19 protein-coding genes are annotated in these 18,958 nt (G+C 69.3%); 11 read left to right on the top strand and 8 right to left on the bottom strand.

The genetic code is table 11. The features are described from left to right. Positions 1-583, top strand: a 583-nt coding sequence (locus tag K8V84_RS00995) for a zinc-binding dehydrogenase (protein WP_304069265.1), incomplete at its 5' end; no start/stop codon positions are given. A gap of 33 nt (positions 584-616) precedes the next feature. Continuing rightward, positions 617-1,168, top strand: coding sequence for a bacterial proteasome activator family protein (locus tag K8V84_RS01000; RefSeq protein WP_304069266.1), 552 nt, complete (start codon positions 617-619; stop codon positions 1,166-1,168). A gap of 88 nt (positions 1,169-1,256) precedes the next feature. On the opposite strand, the gene serS is transcribed toward K8V84_RS01000, so the two are convergent. Continuing rightward, complete coding sequence (serS, locus tag K8V84_RS01005; protein WP_304069268.1) at positions 1,257-2,540, bottom strand: serine--tRNA ligase; 1,284 nt, start codon at positions 2,538-2,540, stop codon at positions 1,257-1,259. A 145-nt stretch (positions 2,541-2,685) separates the two neighbouring features. Here serS and K8V84_RS01010 point away from each other — a divergent pair, with 145 nt between their 5' ends. After that, positions 2,686-2,856, top strand: coding sequence for a hypothetical protein (locus tag K8V84_RS01010; RefSeq protein WP_304069270.1), 171 nt, complete (start codon positions 2,686-2,688; stop codon positions 2,854-2,856). A gap of 36 nt (positions 2,857-2,892) precedes the next feature. On the opposite strand, the gene pheA is transcribed toward K8V84_RS01010, so the two are convergent. From pheA to K8V84_RS01045, 7 genes are all read right to left on the bottom strand, one after another. Beyond that, positions 2,893-3,840 (bottom strand): prephenate dehydratase, encoded by a 948-nt coding sequence (gene pheA / locus K8V84_RS01015; protein WP_304069272.1) that lies wholly within the window; start codon positions 3,838-3,840, stop codon positions 2,893-2,895. Between the two features lie 38 nt (positions 3,841-3,878). Next, positions 3,879-4,472: a DUF4446 family protein gene (locus tag K8V84_RS01020; RefSeq protein ID WP_304069274.1), complete on the bottom strand. Its 594-nt coding sequence runs from the start codon at positions 4,470-4,472 to the stop codon at positions 3,879-3,881. 42 nt (positions 4,473-4,514) lie between these two features. Continuing rightward, positions 4,515-5,363, bottom strand: coding sequence for a glycosyltransferase (locus tag K8V84_RS01025; protein WP_304069276.1), 849 nt, complete (start codon positions 5,361-5,363; stop codon positions 4,515-4,517). Between the two features lie 5 nt (positions 5,364-5,368). Then, entirely contained in the window at positions 5,369-5,725 is a 357-nt protein-coding gene (locus tag K8V84_RS01030; protein ID WP_304069278.1) for an STAS domain-containing protein, read from the bottom strand. 119 nt (positions 5,726-5,844) lie between these two features. Beyond that, on the bottom strand, positions 5,845-6,450 hold the full coding sequence (locus K8V84_RS01035) for an ATP-binding protein (protein WP_304069280.1): 606 nt from the start codon (positions 6,448-6,450) through the stop codon (positions 5,845-5,847). Between the two features lie 222 nt (positions 6,451-6,672). Further along, positions 6,673-8,604 (bottom strand): PAS domain S-box protein, encoded by a 1,932-nt coding sequence (locus tag K8V84_RS01040; RefSeq protein ID WP_304069282.1) that lies wholly within the window; start codon positions 8,602-8,604, stop codon positions 6,673-6,675. A gap of 67 nt (positions 8,605-8,671) precedes the next feature. Then, positions 8,672-9,004 carry a rhodanese-like domain-containing protein gene (locus K8V84_RS01045; RefSeq protein WP_304069284.1) on the bottom strand — a complete coding sequence of 111 codons (333 nt, stop codon included), beginning with the start codon at positions 9,002-9,004 and terminating at the stop codon, positions 8,672-8,674. A 78-nt stretch (positions 9,005-9,082) separates the two neighbouring features. On the opposite strand from K8V84_RS01045, the gene K8V84_RS01050 reads away from it, so the two are divergent. From K8V84_RS01050 to K8V84_RS01085, 8 genes are all read left to right on the top strand, one after another. Beyond that, a complete protein-coding gene (locus tag K8V84_RS01050) occupies positions 9,083-9,613 on the top strand; it encodes an SSI family serine proteinase inhibitor (protein ID WP_304069285.1) in 531 nt (176 codons plus the stop codon). A gap of 308 nt (positions 9,614-9,921) precedes the next feature. Beyond that, on the top strand, positions 9,922-12,327 hold the full coding sequence (locus K8V84_RS01055) for a glycoside hydrolase family 3 N-terminal domain-containing protein (RefSeq protein ID WP_304069287.1): 2,406 nt from the start codon (positions 9,922-9,924) through the stop codon (positions 12,325-12,327). A gap of 15 nt (positions 12,328-12,342) precedes the next feature. Then, positions 12,343-13,467, top strand: coding sequence for a Gfo/Idh/MocA family oxidoreductase (locus K8V84_RS01060; RefSeq protein WP_304069289.1), 1,125 nt, complete (start codon positions 12,343-12,345; stop codon positions 13,465-13,467). Positions 13,468-13,504: 37 nt separating this feature from the next. After that, positions 13,505-14,506, top strand: a complete 1,002-nt coding sequence (locus tag K8V84_RS01065; protein WP_304069291.1) for an ABC transporter permease — start codon at positions 13,505-13,507, stop codon at positions 14,504-14,506. A 1-nt stretch (position 14,507) separates the two neighbouring features. Then, a complete protein-coding gene (locus tag K8V84_RS01070; RefSeq protein WP_304069293.1) occupies positions 14,508-15,617 on the top strand; it encodes an ABC transporter permease in 1,110 nt (369 codons plus the stop codon). A gap of 12 nt (positions 15,618-15,629) precedes the next feature. Continuing rightward, on the top strand, positions 15,630-16,673 hold the full coding sequence (locus K8V84_RS01075; protein ID WP_304069295.1) for an ABC transporter ATP-binding protein: 1,044 nt from the start codon (positions 15,630-15,632) through the stop codon (positions 16,671-16,673). After that, positions 16,663-17,718, top strand: coding sequence for an ABC transporter ATP-binding protein (locus K8V84_RS01080; RefSeq protein WP_304069297.1), 1,056 nt, complete (start codon positions 16,663-16,665; stop codon positions 17,716-17,718). The genes K8V84_RS01075 and K8V84_RS01080 overlap by 11 nt, the downstream gene beginning before the upstream one ends. A gap of 73 nt (positions 17,719-17,791) precedes the next feature. After that, positions 17,792-18,958: ABC transporter substrate-binding protein (locus K8V84_RS01085; RefSeq protein ID WP_304069299.1), on the top strand; the 1,167-nt coding region annotated here is incomplete at its 3' end.

Below are 18,958 nucleotides of genomic sequence, written 5' to 3' on the forward strand. Positions count from 1 at the left end.
GAACCTGGTGATGGTGGGCCGGTTGAAGGCCGGCGAGACCGTCCTCCTGCACGGCGGCGGCAGCGGCATCGGCACGTTCGCGATCCAGTTCGCGCGCGCCCTGGGCGCCCGTGTGGCGGTCACCGCGGGCAGCGACGAGAAGCTGGAGCGCTGCCGCGAGCTGGGCGCCGAGATCACCATCAACTACCGGACCGAGGACTTCACCGAACGGATGCGCGCCGAGGGCGGAGCGGACGTCGTCCTCGACATCATGGGCGGGTCCTACCTGGACGCCAACCTGCGTTCGTTGGCCACCAACGGCCGGCTGGTGATCATCGGTCTGATGGGCGGGCGGCGATCGGAGATCGACCTGGGCCGCATGCTGGCCAAACGGCTCTCGGTACAGGCGACCACGCTCCGTTCCCGCCCGGCCGTGGAGAAGGCTGAAATCGTCTCGGGAGTACTGGAGCACGTTTGGCCGTTGGTAGAAAAAGGAACCATCCGCCCCGTCGTCGACCGTACGGTGCCCTTGCGGGACGCGGCGGAGGCGCATCGTGTCATGGAATCGAGCGCGCACACCGGCAAGATCCTTCTCGCCCGTTGAACGCGTGCCGAACACAGCCGAACTAGGGGATCGATGAGCAACACAGACGAACAGAAGGAGCCCCAGGTCCTGGTGGTGGGCGCGGACGCCGATCACGAGGACGATGGGGGCGAGGGCGCGGAGGAGACCCGCTCACTCGCCGACATGGTGGAGCAGCCCGCCAAGGTCATGCGGATCGGCAGCATGATCCGTCAGCTCCTGGAAGAGGTGAAGGCGGCTCCGCTGGACGAGGCCAGCCGCTCCCGACTGAAGGAGATCCACACCTCCTCGATCAAGGAGCTGGAGGACGGTCTCGCACCGGAACTGATCGAGGAACTCGAACGGCTCACCCTGCCCTTCGCGGACGGTACCGCGCCCAGTGACGCCGAACTCCGGATCGCCCAGGCACAGCTGGTGGGCTGGTTGGAGGGCCTGTTCCACGGCATCCAGACCACCCTGGTCGCCCAGCAGATGGCCGCCCGTGCCCAGCTGGAGAACATGCGCAAGGCGCTGCCTCCCGGCGTGGTCGGTCTCCAGTCCCAGGGTCCCGGTGGTCCGGGCGAGGAGCAGGACCGGCCGAGCATGGGGTCGGGCCCCTACCTGTAGGTTCCGCGCTCCAGGCCCCTCGACGAAGAGGAGCCCGGAAGACCTCGGCGAGGTCTTCCGGGCTCCCGCGCGTTCGGGCTCGGACGCGCTACTTCTTCTTGCCCTTGGGCGCCTGGATCGGCTCCAGGACGTCCTTGCCCAGGTAGGGACGCAGCGCCTCGGGGACGACCACGGATCCGTCCTCGCGCTGGTGGTTCTCCAAGATGGCGACGATCCACCGGGTGGTGGCCAACGTGCCGTTGAGGGTCGCGGCGAAGCGCGGCTTGCCGTCCTCGTCCCGGTAGCGGACGTTGAGGCGTCGGGCCTGGAAGTCGGTGCAGTTCGAGGTGGAGGTCAGCTCACGGTAGGTCTCCTGGGTGGGGACCCACGCCTCACAGTCGTACTTGCGGGCGGCGCTGGTGCCCAGGTCGCCACCGGCGATGTCCACCACGCGGTAGGGCAGGTCGAGCTTGTCGAGCATCCGCCGCTCCCAGGCCAGGAGCCGCTTGTGCTCCTCATGGGCCTGGTCCGGGTGGGTGTAGACGAACATCTCCACCTTGTTGAACTGGTGGACGCGGATGATGCCGCGTGTGTCCTTGCCGTAGGATCCGGCCTCCCGACGGAAGCACGACGACCATCCGATGTACCGGTTGGGCAGGGCGTCCGCCGACAGGATCTCCCCGCCGTGGTAACCGGCCAGGGCCACCTCCGAGGTACCGACCAGGTACAGGTCGTCCTCGGGCAGGTGGTAGATCTCGTCGGAGTGCTCACCGAGGAAGCCGGTGCCCTCCATGGTCTCGGGCTTGACCAGGACCGGAGGGATCATCGGGGTGAAGCCCGCCTCGATGGCCTGGTTCATCGCCATGTTGAGCAGCGCCAGCTCCAGCTGGGCGCCCACACCGGTGAGGAAGTAGAACCGGGCACCGGAGACCTTGGCCCCGCGCTCCATGTCGATGGCGCCGAGCATCTCGCCCAGCTCCAGGTGGTCGCGCGGGGTGAAGTCGAACTCGCGGGGCTCGCCCACGGTCTCCAGGACCACGAAGTCGTCGACACCGCCCTCAGGGGCGCCTTCCTCCACGAGGTTGGGCACGCGGGCCAGGGCGGTGTCGAGCTCGTCGCCCAGCCGCCCGGCCTCCGCCTCGGCCTCCTTGACCTCGGCGGCCAGGGACTTGGCCTTGGTCAGGAGTTCGTCGCGCTCCTCCGCGGACGCCTTGGAGACGGACTTGCCCACGCTCTTCTGTTCGGCGCGCAGGGTTTCGAACCGGGTCAGAGCGGAACGGCGACCGGCGTCCAGTTCGAGCAGTCGGTCGGCGATGGAGGGGTCCTCCCCGCGGGCCCGCTGCGATGCACGGAGTCGGTCGGGGTCTTCTCGAAGAGCGCGAAGGTCGATCACGCCTTGCAGGTTACCGCCCGTCCGGCTCCGACCCCACATCTTTTGCGCACAGTCACGTCATGAACGGCCCGATCCCCCGTCATCCCCATAGGAAGGGCCGCCGAGGAGAGACACCGGCGGCGCGTTCGGATCTTGGGGGACTGTCGTGAAACCGCTGGGTGAGATGACGACCGGGGAACTCACCGAGGCCCTGGAGGCGCTGGACGACGCTGGTTCGGAGGACACCGCGCTGAGGTTGGCGCTGTATCTGGAACTGCGCCGGGCCGCGACCGAGGAGTGGGTGTTCGACGAGGAAGGCCTCTCCGAGGCCGGCTGAGCGCACGACCGGGCGACCGCCGGTGGTGCGGTCGCCTCAGTCGATCTCGCCGGCGCGGACGCGGGCGAGCCAGCGCTCCGCTTCGGCGAAGTCGGCGTCGGTGGCCGCGCGCGGTCGCAACGGCGGGTCGAGTTCGGTGCCCTTGCTGCGGCGCGGGTAGCTGCCGAGGAACCGGACGTCACGGCAGACCCGACGGATGCCCATGAGAGCTTCGCCCACACGGGCGTCGGCGACATGTCCTTCGGCGTCGATGCAAAAGCAGTAGCTGCCGAGACCGTCACCGGTGGGGCGCGACTCCAGGCGGGTGAGGTTGACGCCACGGACGGCGAACTGGTTGAGCACCTCGATGAGCGCACCGGGGTGGTCGTCGGCGATGAAGGCGACCAGGGAGGTCAGGTCCGCCCCGGTGGGTTCGGGCAGGGCGCCGGCCCGGGACAGGTAGATGAACCGGGTGGCGGCGTCGGAGCGGTCCCCGACCCCGGTGGCCAGGGCGTGCAGCCCGTAGCGTTCACCGGCGATGACGGCGCAGATCGCGGCCTCGTAGGGCGATCCGGGTTCGGAGACCGCGCGGGCGGCGGCCGCGGTGGAGGACACGGTGTGGGTGTCGGCGTCCGGGAGGTTCCGGGACAGCCATCCGCGGCACTGGGCGAGGGCGTGCGGGTGCGTGGCCACCCGTTTGACGTCCTCCAGCACGGTTCCGGACCGGGCGAAGAGCGCGAACTCGACCGGGACAGCGGTCTCACCGGTGATGAGCAGGGGTTCGCCGTTGATGAGTTCGGCGATGGTGGTGGTGACCCCACCCTCGACCGAGTTCTCCAAAGGCACGACCCCGCCGTCCACGGCGCCGGAGCGGACCGAGTCGAAGACCGCCGCCACTCCGTCGCAGGGAACACGGGCTTGCGCGGGCGCGTCGGGACGCAGAGCGCGCAGGGCCGCCTCGGTGAAGGTGCCCTCGGGGCCGAGGTAGGCGTAACGGTTGGGCATGCTGTTCAGGCTATACGGGACGCGTGATCCGGGTGGGATCAGTTCCGGAAGTCGGGTGTCACGGATCCCGTCGTGTCGGGGTCCGGGGTCCTGGGTTCCGGGGCCCGTGCCTCGTCGACGCCGCCGGTGTCCGACTCGGCCTCCTTCTCGGGTCCGGGCACCACTGTGACCAGGTCCTTCTCCGGTTCCGCGGGTACGGTGTCGCCTTCTTCCTGTGCCGTCTGGGGCGAAGTCGCGCCGATCCCCTCACCGAGTCGCGCGGACCGGATCACCCGGTATTCCTCGGGGCTGAGACGGTCCTCGGACTCGCCCCGGGTGACGACCTTGGCGTAGGTACGGGTCTCGGTACGCCCGTTGATGGAGGTGACCACCAAACCGTCGCCGTGGCTGTTGAGCAGTGCCAATGAGAAGGAACGTGCGCCCGTCATCTCCTCCAGGGCGTCGTAGTGCAGTACCGCGACGTCGCGCACGGAACGCGGATCCGAACCGGTGGCGTTGACGTCGAGCGCGCGTTTGGCCAGGGCCCGGTACTCGCCTTGGGCCTCACGGGCCCGAAGCAACGCGTAGCCGCCGACGGCGAGGCCGCCCAGTCCGATGAGCAGTCCGATGAGAGCCAGGATGGTAGTGAACACAGCGCGAGCGTATCGCCACGCATAGCATCCGGTAGGTGACTCTTAGCGTTTTTTGCGAGTAATCTGCCCGATTTTCCGGGGTATTTCCCGACCCGTGGCCCGAACACCATCGACCGTGCGCCCCCAGGTCCGGCGCAGGGTCGGACCCAGCTCCCGGGACGTCAACGCCCTGGCCACGTCCACGAACTGGTGCGCCCGGTGCATCTGGGCCTGCAGGTCCGTGCCGGTCGCCCGGTGCTCCAAGGGCACCTCGACCTCCACCACACGGAAGCCGGCACGCAGGACGTCGATGCTCAGCCCGGTCTCCACACCGAACCCCGGAGCCAGTGGCCGCGCCGCTTCGAACGCCGCGCGGGTCAAGCAGCGCTGGCCGTTCAACGGCTGTTCGGGCTCCCAACCGGTGGCCTTGTGGACCCCGCCCCTGGCCAGGCGGACCACGAACCCGTGGCCGCCGAGGCGCAGACGGGTGGCGGGGAAGAGGGCGACGGTCATGTCCGCGACGCCCTCCAGCACCGGCGTGACCAACGGGGCGGCGCCCTCGGCGCTGCCGGCGAGGTCGGCGTCGAGGAACAACAGGTGGCGCGGTACACGCACGGTGCCCGACGCCGCCTCGTGTTCCTCCACCAGGCGGACCCCCTCGGCCCCGGTCTCCATGGCGGCGCCCTTGCCGCGGTTGCGGCTGTGCCGGAACACGCGGGCCCCGGCGTCCAGGGCCAGGGCCACGGTGTCATCCGTCGACCCGTCGTCGACCACGACGACCAGGTCCACTCCGGGGAGCCCGCGCGCGGCACCGACGGTCGCTCCGATGCGCTCGGCCTCGTTCTTGGCGGGAATCACCACCGCGACGGCCGCACCGGCCGCTTCATGGGACCGGTAGGGCTCCTGGGACACGGCCGCTACTGTGCGGTGCCGGTTCCCGCGACCACCGGCAACACGTCGAGGTCGGAGTGAATGGTGAAGACCTCGTGCAGTCCGGTGACTTCGAGGACCTTCATGACCGCGGGCCTGGGCGCCACGATCTCCAGGTCGCCGCCTTTTTCACGGGCGCGCTTCATCGCCGCCAGCAGGACGCTGATCCCGGTCGAGTCGCAAAACTCCGTCCGTGACATGTCCACGAGCAGCCGTCGTGTCCCCTCCTCGAGGGAACCGACGAGCTCGTCGCGCAACTGGGGTGCCGTGTACAGGTCGATCTCACCGCCAACGGTTACCACCACGACGTCATCTTGAGACCGGCTCGATATCTTCAACTCCACAGTCGTGACTGTAGCGCCCATGACAAGGCCGGGCCACCTCGCCGACGGCGTTTCGCGCCATCGGTCACATTCATCCACTCCTGGGGCCGTGACCAGGGCCGGGACAGGAGCGAGGCCGGCTAGAGCAGGGCTCCCCAGGCCGGTTCGTCATGGTGGACGCCCAGGTCCAGTTCGAAGACGCCTCGGCCCTGGGCATGACGTGCCCGCTCCAGGAGGGAGACGGGCGGATCGGTCACCGCGTCGTCGTCATCGCTCGGCAGATCGTCGGCGGTGACGTCCAGGACCGCCCAGACCGTGGTCGTGGTCGCGTCCATCTCGGTGCCCCAACGTCCGGCCAGGGTCTGGACGATGCCCAGACCACGGCCGCCCAACCCGGAGATCGAGGGGCGGGACACCCTCGGCATGGTGGTCGACCCACCGTCGCGGACCGCGATCTCCAGCCGGGCCCCGAAGGCCCCTTCGTCCGTCGCCAACCGCCAGGAGACACCGACCGTGTCGCCGGGCAGGGGTCCGGCGTGACGGAGCGCGTTGCCGACCAGTTCACTGAGGATCAGGGCGGCGTCGTCGACCAGGGAATCACGGATCCGCAGGGACCGCAGGTCCGCGCAGAGGCCGCGTCTGGCGTCGGTGACACTTTCGGGAACGTAGGGAAGAGTGACGCTTCGCTCGACTTTTCGAGGGTTCTGGGGGTCCTCGGCGTCGAGTGAGGTGTGTTCTCCTGTCACGGCTTTCGTCCCTGCGCGTTCGTGCTTATCAGCCGGCCCGGAACCCGCCCGTTGTATGACGGCGAATTCCACCAGGGGTGGAAATGCCCCGAACACCAGGGGAGGAAACCAACCCGGAGGTGAAACTACGGACACGTAGCCCCTCGGCGAGGCGCGCATCCCCGGAGCCATCGCAATTCCAGGGTTTCTCGGGTTTTCCGAGACCGCCGTGGCCCGCGGGTTCTAGCTGCGGGCCGAGGGGACCCCTCCGCCCTCCCCGGCAGCGGAGGTTTCGGACAGGACCACGTCCGGGCCGGGATCCTCGCCCCGGTGTCTGGGCACCGTGATCCGCATACGGGTGCCCTTGGTCAACCGGTGCGCGGTGACCTCGCCGCCCTGTTCCCGAACCAACTGGCGCACGATGTACAGGCCGATGCCGAGCCCTCCGTAGCCTCGACGATCGCCCCGCTCCCCGCTCTGGAAGAACCGCTCGAAGATCTGCTCCTCGTCACCGGGGTCGATGCCGATGCCCTCGTCGTCCACGTGGATCGTGAGCGTGTCCTCGTCCTCGTCGACGTCCACGTGGACCCGCACCCGGCCGCCCTCCGGCGAGAACTTGAGCGCGTTCTCCAACAGCTGGTCCATGACCATGCCGGTGACCAGTGGATCCCCCACGGTGCACAGCGGACCCTCCGAGTCCAGCACCAGCTCCTGACGCTCCGCCAACGGACGGAACGCCGCCACGGACTGGCCGAGCAGCTCGACCAGGTCGAACGGGACCCGGTCCAGGGTCATCTCGCCGCTGGCCACGTCCGAACCGAGCCGCAGCCGCTCCACCAACTTGGCCAGGGCACGCGCCCGGTCGAGGATGATCTCGCTGGCCTCCTGGCGTCCGGCCGGGCCCAGCCGTTCACCCTTGCGGGACAGCATCGCCGCGTACCCCTGGATGACCGTGACCGGGGTCCGCAGCTCGTGTCCGGTGCTGGCCAGGAAGAACTCGCGTTCCTCCTCCAGGGCCTTCTGCGCCGTGATGTCGCGGAAGTCCACCACCCATTCGTCGGTGCTGGGGATCCGCGCCATGAGGATCTCCAGCCAGCGACCGCCCTCGTTCTTGTGCTTGACCGGATCGCCGTGCGCCACCGGGATGGGGAAGGGCGGGTGTTTGCCCTCCATCTCCTCGAAGGTGTAGCCGGTGAGCTCGGCCGCGGAGCGGTTCCACTTACGGACCTTGCCGTTGATGTCCAGCACCGCGATCCCGTCCGCGCTGGAGTCCGCGACCGCCTGTTCCCGCGCCCGCTGCAGCTTGAGCTCCTCATAGGCCATCGCGTTGCCGATCGCCACCCCGGCGTGCGACGCCAGGAGTTCCAGCAACTCCAGCTCCACGTGCCCGACCTTGCGCCGGCTGTACAGGGCGTACAACGCGCCGTAGGGCCGCCCCTGGGCGTTGGACACGCACAGGGCGATGGTGTGGAGTCCGGGCAGATCGGCCCAGATGAGGTCCTCCAGGCTGCGGGTGTCGCTGTTGGCCAACAGCACGGACTTGCCGCTGCGCAGCAGTTCGCCGAACAGACTGGTCTCCAGTGAAGCGCTGAACCCGTACAGCTCGCCGGACAGGTGGGTGAGGCTCACCAGCCGCACCTTGTCCTCCTCCAACAGCACGAACCCCCCGGCATCGGCGCCGGTGAGCTCGGTGAGACTGCTGGTGATCCGGTCCAGGACCGACTTGAGGCTGAGGTCGGCGTTGATGTCGGCGACGACGTCGGTGAGCCGCCGCACCAGGCGGGCGCGCTCCATCGCCGAGGTCTGGGCCTGGGACTCCTTCTCCCGTGGGTAGAGGACCAGCACCCACCCGGCGTGCCGACCCTGGTCGTCGTACACGCACCCCGTGCTGACCCGCACGTCCAGAGCGGTCCCGTCCCGGCGCATCCTGCGGCTGAAGATGGTCAACGGGGTCCCGGCGCGCACCTGTTCGAGCACCGCGCCGTGCTCGGGCCTCAACTCCGGCGGGACGATCGGCAGCTCGCCACCGATCACCTCGTCCGCGGACCAGCCGAGCATTCGTTCGGCCGCCGGATTCCAGAAGGTGACTCGGAGCTCGCCGTCGATACCGATCACCGCATCCGCCGAAGAGGCGAGCATGGCTTCGGCGCTGAGGGGCGCGCGCTCGGAACTCACGTCGTCATAGTGCCACTCGAAAGCCTCCGAGTGGCAGGCCTTTGCGTAATCCGTCCGGATTCGGCGCTCAGATCACCCGGGGCTCACTGTCCGAATCGGTCTCCATGTCCCGTCCGGCCTGTTCCCAGGCCTGCATGCCGCCGGCGACGTTCACCGCGTCCCAGCCTGCCTGGTTGAGCGCCATGGTGGCCTGGGCCGAGCGTCCGCCCGCGCGACAGACGACGTAGACCTTCTTGTCCTTGGGCACCTCGGCGACGCGCTCGCCCAGCGTGCCGAGCGGGATGTGCACCGCGTCCGGCGCGTGCCCCGCGTTCCACTCGTCGTCCTCGCGGACGTCGAGGAGGTATCCGCCCTCGGGCACCTCGCCGACCAGCACCTCTGCGACCTGTTGACCGAACATGTGACCCCCTGTGTCAGGTGTGTACAAAAAATGTGAGAACCGGAGGAACCGAGTGATCCGGCTCTCCGTCAAAGCGGTATGCGTATGCACACCTTCGCAACGGCCCTGCCGACCCGCCTCGCCGCTCTCGCAGCCCTTGGCCTGCTTATCACGGCCTGCGGCAACGAGCCCGCCGAGGTGGACGCACCCGCCCCCGGCGCGGAAGCCCCCGAAGAGACCGAGACCGACGGAACCGAAGAGGAAGAGGACGCCGAGGATACCGACGGTGGCGACGCCGCCGTGGAGCTCGTGATCGAGACCTCGGTGTCCGGTGAGGACGGACTGCCCGTCCAGGAGGGTTTCGAGGAGGGCACGTGGACTTTGACCTGCGCGCCCGCCGGGGGTGACCACCCCGACCCCGAGGCCGCCTGCGCAGCGATCGACGAGATCGGCACCGAGCCCTTCACCATGGACACCTTTGACATGGCGTGCACGATGCAGATCGGTGGACCCGAAGAGGCCCGGGTGACCGGCCACATCGAGGACACCGAGATCGACACCGAGTTCAACAAGCGCAACGGATGTGAGATCGAACGCTTCGGCGATGTCGAGGCCGTGATCGCCCCCTGATCCACCACTGAACCGACGACCCCGAGGGGCGGACCGAACACCGGTCCGCCCCTTTTGCATGCGCCGTTCCGACTGCCCGAAAGTTTCGGAGACCCATCGGCCGAAGGTGACCTCGCTCCTGGCCTCACTCCCCTTCCGGATGGGCGGAGCCTCTCGGAAAAGTGTGATCCACCCCTCCCAAGGGGGTTGACCCTGCGGGGACGTGAACGTACATTCACCGGCAACAAGTTTCGCGAAAATTTACGAAACTTTCGGAGTACGCCGGTCACCCCGGTATGCCCCGTGTCCCCACCATGGAAAGGCACTCCTTGACCAGGTCATCCGCTCGCCCCACCGAGACACCCCCGGTGACGGCCGACCAGCACTGGCAGGACCCCACCGCGACGACCGAGGAGCGTGTGGAGGCGCTCTTGTCCGCGATGACCCTCGAGGAGAAGGTCTCCCAGCTGTACGGAGTGTGGGTCCAGGCGAGCTCCGACGGCGAGCCCGTCGCCCCGCACCAGCACGACCTGTCCCAGGAACCCCCTACCTGGGACAAGGTCGTCAAGGACGGGCTGGGCCAACTCACCCGCCCCTTCGGCACCGTCCCGGTCGACCCCGCCGAGGGCCGCGCCTCCCTGGCCCGCAGCCAACGCGAGATCATGGCCGCCAACCGCTTCGGTATCCCGGCTGTGGCCCACGAGGAGTGCCTGGCCGGCTTCGCCGCCTGGACCGCGACGATCTACCCCGTACCCCTGGCCTGGGGAGCCTCCTTCGACCCGCCCCTGGTCGAGCGGATGGCCGCGCAGATCGGCCGGAGCATGCGCGCGGTCGGCGCCCACCAGGGGTTGGCCCCCGTGTTGGACGTGGTGCGCGACGCCCGTTGGGGTCGTACCGAGGAGACCATCGGCGAGGACCCCCACCTGGTCGGCACGGTCGCCACCGCCTACGTCCGCGGGCTCCAGTCCACCGGGATCGTGGCCACCCTCAAGCACTTCGCCGGCTACTCGGCGTCCCGTTCGGGCCGCAACCTGGCACCGGTCTCCATCGGTCCCCGCGAGTTCGCCGACGTGATCCTGCCACCGTTCGAGATGGCGGTCCGCGACGGCGAGGCCCGATCGGTGATGCACGCCTACAACGACAACGACGGGCTGCCGGCCGCCGCCGACGAGGGCCTGCTCACCGGCCTCCTCCGAGACGTCTGGGGTTTCGAGGGAACCGTGGTCGCCGACTACTTCGGGATCGACTTCCTGCACAAGCTGCACGGGCTCGCCGAGTCCCCGGCCCACGCGGGCGCCCTGGCCCTGTCGGCGGGCGTGGACGTCGAACTGCCCACCGTCCACTGCTACGGGGATCTGCTGGTCGAGGAGATCCGCGCCGGCCGTGTCCCCGAGGCGACCGTGGACCGTGCCGCCCGGAGGGTCCTGCGCCAAAAGTGCGAGCTGGGCATGCTCGACGCGGGCTGGTCCCCGGAGGTGGACGGGGACATCGATCTGGACCCGGCCGAACACCGCGCGCTCGCCCGCCGGCTCGCGGAGCGGTCCGTGGTGCTGCTGGACAACTCCGGCGCCGCCCTGCCGTTGCCTGGCGCCGGGGACGACGGCAGCGCGGACGTGGCCCTGATCGGCCCGCTCGCGGACACCGAGGACGCCATGCTGGGCTGCTACTCCTTCCCCGCGCACGTGGGACGCCGCCACCCCGGCACGGAGGTCGGGGTGGCCATCCCCACCCTGGCGTCGGCGCTGCGCGACGAGCTGCCCGGACACCGGATCACCCACGCCGAGGGCTGCACCGTGGACGGCGACTCGGTGGAGGGGTTCGGCGCGGCGACGAAGGCGGCCCGCTCCGCGCGCGTGTGCGTGGTCGCCCTCGGGGATCGCTCCGACCTGTTCGGACGCGGCACCTCCGGGGAGGGCTGCGACGCCACCGACCTGCGACTGCCCGGGGTCCAGCAGGAACTCCTGGAGGCGCTCGTGGACACCGGCACCCCGGTGGTGGCGGTGCTGTCGAGCGGGCGCCCCTACGTGCTGGGACCGGTGGCCGACCGCCTGGCCGCCGCCGTCCAGGCGTTCCTTCCCGGGGAGGAGGGTGGTCCCGCGCTCGCCGGGGTGCTCTCCGGTCGGGTCGAACCCGGTGGGCGCCTGCCCGTGTCGATCCCACGGAGCCCGGGCGGCCAACCCGCCACCTACCTGGGGGCACCGCTGGCCGGGAAGAGCCAGGTCAGTTCGGTCGACCCCACCCCGCGCCACCCCTTCGGGCACGGTCTGTCGTACACGGACTTCGAGTGGAGCGCCCCCGAGGTCGAGGGCGCTCCGGCCACGAAGACCGCGGTCGAGGTCGCCACCGACGGCGAGGTGACCGTCGGCTGCACCGTTCACAACACCGGTTCCCGAACCGGCTCCGAGGTCGTGCAGCTGTACCTGTCCGACCCGGTCGCCCAGGTGACACAGCCGGTGCGTCGACTCATCGGCTACGCCCGACTCGACCTCGAACCCGGTCAGGGGTCGACGGTGCGCTTCACCGTCCCCGCCGACCTGGCCGCCTACACCGGACGTGACCTGCGACGCGTCGTCGACCCCGGAGAACTCGTCCTCGGTCTGGCAGCCTCCAGCGCCGACATTCGGCACACCGTACGCGTACGGCTCACCGGCCCCGCCCGGGTCGTCGACCACCGACGCCGGCTCGTCTGCGACACCCACGTGGAACCGCTCCTCGACCGGACGCCACGTACCTGAGGAGGAAATCCCCCCATGAGCACCACGTCCCCCGAACCGGATTCCCGCCCCCGACCGATAACCGGCCCCGTCCGCACCGCGGTGGTCGGCACCGGCAACATCGCCCGTTTCCACGCCGAGGCCCTACGTGGACTGCCCGACCGGGCCGACGTCGTCGCCGCGGTGGACATCGACCCCGACACCCTCGCCGCCTTCCGCGAGCACCACGACGTCCCGCGCGGGTACACGGACCTGTCGACGATGCTCTCCGAGGTGCGGCCCGACCTGGTGCACGTGTGCACCCCTCCGGGGCGGCACGGGGTCCAGGTGGAGGCCTGCCTGGCCGCCGGGGCGTCGGTCCTGGTGGAGAAGCCGCCGGCGCTGAGCCTGGCCGAGATCGAGAGGATGGCCGCCGCCGAGGGCGGTGAGCACGGGCCGTGGATGGCCACGGTCTTCCAGCACCGCTTCGGTTCGGGGGCTCGCCGGGTGCGGGCGCTCATGGACTCCGGTGTTCTGGGCCGTCCGCTCGTGGCGGTCTGTCACACCACCTGGTTCCGCCCACAGGAGTACTTCGACGTGCCCTGGCGAGGTAAGTGGGAGACCGAGGGCGGCGGACCCACCATGGGGCACGGCATCCACCAGATGGACCTGCTCCTGGCACTGCTCGGCGAGTGGACGGAGGTGTCGGCGGTCGCGCGCCGCCAGGCCCGCGAAGTCGAGACCGAGGACCTGTCGATCGCCCGGGTGGACTTCTCCGGTGGCGCGGTGGCCAGTGTGGTCAACAGCCTGCTGTCCCCCCGGGAGGAGAGCCGCATCCGGATCGACTTCGAGCGGGCCACCGTCGAACTCGTCCACCTGTACGGCTACGGGGACTCCGACTGGACGATCACCCCGGCCCCGGGCCACGAGAGGGAGGTCCTCACGGCCTGGGACGCGGGCGAGCACGGGGTGAACAGCGGTCACCACGCCCAGATCGTCCAGGTCCTGGACGCCCTGCAGAAGGGCACCGCACCCCCGGTGACCTCACGCGACGCGCTGAACACCATGCGCCTGGTCGCCGGCGTATACGCCTCCTCCTTCGAAGGCCGACCCGTCACCCCGGCCGATCTCGGCCCCGGTTCACCGTTCCACGACCGGATGGGCGGAGGCCGTTCGCTGTGAGGGCGACCGGCCGCGCGGCGGGCGAGGGGAGTACGGCATGCGCCGGTACATAGCCCGCCGCGTCCTGTACATGGTCCCCACCCTGTTCGCCATCTCGCTCGTGGCGTTCCTCATCATCCAGCTACCGCCCGGCAACTTCCTGACCGCCTACATCGCCCAACTCTCCGCGCAGGGGCAGGGTGTGGACGGCGCCCAGATCCGGGCCCTGGAGGAGCGTTACGGACTCAACGACCCGGTCGTCGTGCAGTACTGGCGGTGGATCCGCGGGATCGTCCTCCACGGAGACTTCGGACAGTCCTTCGAACACCGGCGCGAGGTGTCGGACCTGATCTGGGACCGCATCGGTCTCACCCTGGCCCTGGCCGTCAGCACGCTCATCCTGAGCTGGGTGATCGCCTTCCCGATCGGGGTGTACTCGGCGGTCCGCCAGTACTCGGCCGGCGACTACGTCGTCACCTTCATCGGCTTCATCGGTCTGGCCACCCCCAACTTCATGCTGGCGCTGCTGTTCGCCTGGGCGTCGTTCCGCTACTTCGGGCAGAGCGTCGGCGGAATCGTCTCCCCCGAGTACGCCGACGCGGCGTGGAACCTCGGCAAGGTCATGGACGTGGTGTCCAACCTGTGGATCCCGGTGCTCATCATCGGAACCGCGGGAACCGCGGCACTGATCCGCGTCCTGCGCGCCAACCTCCTCGACGAGCTGCGCAAGCCGTACGTGACCACCGCCCGGGCCAAGGGGCTGCCGGAGTGGCGGCTCATCCTCAAGTACCCGGTGCGCATGTCCCTGAGCCCGTTCATCAGCACCATCGGCTGGATCCTTCCGACCCTCGTGGGCGGCGAGGTGATGGTCTCCATCGTCCTGAGCCTGGAGACCACCGGCCCGCTTCTGGTCAACGCCCTGCAGAGCCAGGACATGTACCTGGCCGGGAGCTTCATCCTCGTCCTGGGCGCCCTGACGGTCGTCGGGACACTCCTGTCCGACCTGCTGCTGGCCTGGTGGGACCCCCGGATCCGACACCAGCACGTGGAGAGGGTCTGACATGGGCCGGTTCCCCGAGACGGGCAAGGCCCCCGACGACGTCCCCCGACGGGTCCTCATCCGGCGTCGGTTCACGCGCAACAGGTTGGCCGTGTTCGGTGCCCTGATCCTGTGCGGGTTCGTTCTGGTGTCGGTCTTCTCCGAGTTCCTGTCACCGAGCACGCCCTATGTCTACGACGCGGCCCGCACCCACGCGCCGCCGCAACGACTGCACTTCGTGGACACCTCCGACGGGTTCGACCTCGGCATGTACGTGTACGACCACCGGGTCGAACGCGACGAGGAGACCTACGCCAACACCTACGAGGTGGACGAGTCCACCAAGGTCCCCGTCGGGCTGTTCGTCCAAGGCCGGGAGTACGAGATGTGGGGCCTGATCCCCATGGACCGACACCTGATCGGCGCGAAGGACCTCGACACGGAGGTGTACTTCCTCGGTGCCGACCGCAACGGCCGCGACATGGCCTCGCGGATCATCCACGGAACCCGGGTGTCCATGTCGATCGGCCTGGCCGGGGTGGCGCTGTCGTTCGTGCTCGGTGTGGTCCTGGGCGGAGTGTCCGGCTACTTCGGCGGGCGGACCGACGACTACATCCAGCGGCTCATCGAGTTCCTGATGTCCATCCCCACGATCCCGCTGTGGATGGGGCTGTCCGCCGCCGTCCCCAGTGACTGGGGGGCGATCCAGACCTACTTCGCGATCACGGTGATCCTGTCGCTGATCGGCTGGACCGACCTGGCCCGCGTGGTGCGCGGACGCTTCCTCTCCCTGAGGCAGGAGGACTTCGTGACCGCCGCCAGGTTGGACGGCTGCGGCACGGGGCGCGTCATCGGCCGCCACATGCTGCCCTCCTTCACCAGCCACATCATCGCCTCGCTGACGTTGGCGGTGCCGTTCATGATCCTCGCCGAGACCTCCTTGTCCTTCCTGGGCCTGGGGCTGCAACAACCGGTCGTGAGCTGGGGCGTGCTCCTCCAGGAGGCGCAGAACATCCACTCGATCGCACACGCCCCCTGGGTCCTGCTGCCCGGGGTCGCGGTGACGGTCGCAGTCCTGGTCCTCAACTTCGTCGGCGACGGCATCCGCGACGCCGCCGACCCGTACAAGTAGGGAGGTTCCGCCATGACCGACGAAGTCGTCCTGGACATCCGGGACCTGCGGACCCACTTCCGTACCGACGACGCCGTGATCCGCGCCGTCGACGGGGTGGACCTGACGGTACGCCGCGGTCGAACGCTGTGCGTGGTGGGTGAGAGCGGGTGCGGAAAGAGCGCGATGGCGCGCTCCGTACTGCGCCTGGTCGACCCGCCCGGAGAGGTGGTGGGCGGACGCGTCCTTCTGTATCCGCCCGGCGACCACCCCGACACCGAACCCACCGACCTGGCCGCACTGCGCCCCACCGGCAAGGGAATCCGCTCGGTCCGCGGCCGGGACGTGGCCATGATCTTCCAAGAGCCCATGTCGTCACTGTCGCTGGTGCACACCGTCGGCAACCAGATCGGCGAGTCCCTGCGGGTGCACACCGGCATCTCCCGCAAGGAGGCCCGCGCACGCTCGGTGGAGCTGCTCGAACGGGTCCGGGTCCCGGCCCCCGAACGGATCGTGGACTCCTACCCCTTCCAGCTGTCCGGCGGCATGCGCCAACGGGTCATGATCGCGATGGCCCTGGCCTGCGGCCCCCGTGTGCTCATCGCCGACGAACCCACCACGGCCCTGGACGTGACCACCCAGGCACAGATCCTCGACCTCCTCGCGGACCTGCGCCGCAACACCGGCATGGGCGTCCTGTTCATCACCCACGACATGGGCGTGGTCGCGGAGATCGCCGACGAGGTGGCCGTCATGTACCTGGGCACCGTCGTGGAGCAGGGACCGGTCGACGAGATCTTCCACCACCCGCAACACCCCTACACCCGGGCCCTCCTGGAGGCGATACCCACCTTCGGCGCCGCCGGTCGTGGCCGATTGGCCACCATCCGGGGTTCCATTCCCGCACCCGGCACCGAACTTCCCGGATGTGTGTTCCACCCCCGGTGTCCGGAGGCGGTCGAGGGCTTGTGCGACACCACCGTCCCTAGGACCACGGTCCCCGGCCCGGGGCGCAAGGTCCGGTGCCTGCTCCGCGAGGGCACCACCGACCGTGAGGAGACCGCCGATGTCCACTGAAGCCGTCCTGAGCGTGCGCGGCCTGGAGGTCGACTACCCCGTGCGAGGCCGCCGGATCCGAAGCAAGGCCGAGTACGTAAGGGCGGTCGCCGGGGTGGACCTGGACATCCACCCGGGAGAGACCGTGGGTCTGGTCGGTGAGTCCGGGTGCGGCAAGACCACCCTGGGGACGAGCGTCATGCGGGCCCGCCCCGAGGCCCGCGGCGGCATCCTCTACCGGGACTCCCGGGGCCGGCTCCTGGACGCCCTGGACCTGCCCCGCGCCGACGAGAGCGTGTACCGGCGCGAGGTCCGCATGGTCTTCCAGGACCCGCACTCCTCGCTCAACCCACGGATGACGTTGCGCGACATCATCGCCGAACCGCTGCGGATGCTCACCGACCTCACCCCCGGGGAGGTCGAGGCCCGGGTCCGCGACATCACCGAACGCGTGGGGCTGCACCCCGATCACCTGCGCCGCCACCCGCACGCGTTCTCCGGTGGGCAACGCCAGCGCGTGAGCATCGCCCGCGCCCTGGTTCCGGGCCCGCGCCTGGTGGTGGCCGACGAGGCGGTGAGCGCACTGGACACGTCGGTGCGCTCGCAGATCCTCAACCTCCTCCAGGACCTCCAGGACGAGATGGGGCTGACCTACCTGTTCATCTCGCACGACCTGTCGGTGGTGGAGCACGTGTGCGACCGCGTCGCCGTCATGTACCTCGGCCGGATCGTGGAGGTCGCCCCCACCGAAGAACTGTTCCGTGCCCCGCGGCACCCGTACACCGAGGCGCTGATCTCCGCCGTCCCCGTACCCGACCCACGGCTGCGCGGCTCACGCGAACGCATCCGCCTCACCGGAGAGGTCCCCGATCCCTCCAAGCCGCCGTCCGGCTGCCCCTTCCACCCCCGCTGTCGGCACGCCACGGAGCTGTGCGTCACCAAGACGCCCGCACCACGTACCGACCCGCCGGGGCGCACGGTCGCCTGCCATCACGCCGACGACCTCGAACCGGCCGGTGCGACCGGCCGGTCCCATCCCCCCACCACCTCTCAGAGGCAGGAGTAGGTACATGAGACAGCATCGGAGCACCACGGCGAGGCGGTGCCTGGGAGCGACGGCGGGAGCCGCGGCGGTCGTGATGGCCACCGGGTGTTCCTTCTTCTCCTTCGACCCGGACGTCGAGGGCGGGTCCCATGGGGAGGGCACCGGCGAGGCGCCGATGCTCGCCGAACTGGTGGAGAGCGGTGACCTGCCACCGCTGGAGGAACGCCTACCCGACGAACCGATGGTCGTGGAACCCGACGAACGGATCGGTGTCTACGGGGGCGAGTGGAAAACCGCCCTGGTCGGCGCGCACGACTGGCCGTGGCTGGGCCGCACGGTCGCCTACGAGAACTTCGTCCGTTGGGACCCCGAGTGGGACGAGGCCGTACCCAACCTCGCCACCGAGTGGGAGTACAACGAGGACGCCACGGAGATCACCATCCAGCTGCGCGAGGGGATCAAGTGGTCGGACGGGGAGCCGTTCACCGCCGACGACGTGGTGTTCGCGCTCAACGACGTCTTCAACGACCACGATCTGTCACCCATGGCGGCGTCCGACCCGGGCACCGCGGAGAAGCTCGACGACCACTCCCTGACGATCACCTTCGACGACCCGAACGCCCTGTGGATCGAGAACAACTTCATCCTGTACCAGCTGGTGGAGAAGCCGCTGCACTACCTGGGCGAGTTCCACATCGCTCACACCCCGGACGCCGACGAGCTCGCCGAGGAGGAGGGGTTCTCCGACTGGGTCGAGATGTTCGACGCCAAGGCCGGCGTGCTCAGCTCCGTCCAGTACTGGCAGAACCCGGACATGCCGACGCTGCGCGCCTGGCACGTGGTGGAGCCCCTGGCGGACTCCGGCCAGATGGTCCTGGAGCGCAACCCCTACTACTGGAAGGTCGACTCCGAGGGCAACCAGCTACCCTACATCGACCAGGTCACCTTCGACATCCTGCAGGACGAGGAGGTCATGCTGGTCCGCGCCCTCAACGGCGATCTGGACATGCACTCCCGGCACTTCAACACCCTCGCCAACCGGCCGGTCCTCGCCGAGAACCGGGAGTCCGGGGGGTACGGGTTCTTCGACCTGATCCCGGGTGAGATGAACACGGCGATGATCTCCCTGAACCTCTCCCACGAGGATGACGATCTGCGGGAGATCTTCAACGACCACGACTTCCGGGTGGCGCTCTCACACGCGATCAACCGCCAGGACATCATCGACGTGGTCTACCAGGGGCAGGGAGAACCCTGGCAG

It is taken from the genome of Nocardiopsis listeri (assembly GCF_020741345.1).
Taxonomy (GTDB): Bacteria; Actinomycetota; Actinomycetes; order Streptosporangiales; family Streptosporangiaceae; genus Nocardiopsis; species Nocardiopsis listeri_A.

Coding starts and splice junctions, on each gene's coding strand:
- K8V84_RS01000 (WP_304069266.1), top strand. CDS start 617: ATGAGCAACACAGACGAACAGAAGGAGCCCCAGGTCCTGGTGGTGGGC.
- pheA (WP_304069272.1), bottom strand. CDS start 3,840: ATGCCCAACCGTTACGCCTACCTCGGCCCCGAGGGCACCTTCACCGAG.
- K8V84_RS01045 (WP_304069284.1), bottom strand. CDS start 9,004: ATGTTCGGTCAACAGGTCGCAGAGGTGCTGGTCGGCGAGGTGCCCGAG.
- K8V84_RS01050 (WP_304069285.1), top strand. CDS start 9,083: ATGCGTATGCACACCTTCGCAACGGCCCTGCCGACCCGCCTCGCCGCT.
- K8V84_RS01060 (WP_304069289.1), top strand. CDS start 12,343: ATGAGCACCACGTCCCCCGAACCGGATTCCCGCCCCCGACCGATAACC.
- K8V84_RS01065 (WP_304069291.1), top strand. CDS start 13,505: ATGCGCCGGTACATAGCCCGCCGCGTCCTGTACATGGTCCCCACCCTG.
- K8V84_RS01070 (WP_304069293.1), top strand. CDS start 14,508: ATGGGCCGGTTCCCCGAGACGGGCAAGGCCCCCGACGACGTCCCCCGA.
- K8V84_RS01075 (WP_304069295.1), top strand. CDS start 15,630: ATGACCGACGAAGTCGTCCTGGACATCCGGGACCTGCGGACCCACTTC.
- K8V84_RS01080 (WP_304069297.1), top strand. CDS start 16,663: ATGTCCACTGAAGCCGTCCTGAGCGTGCGCGGCCTGGAGGTCGACTAC.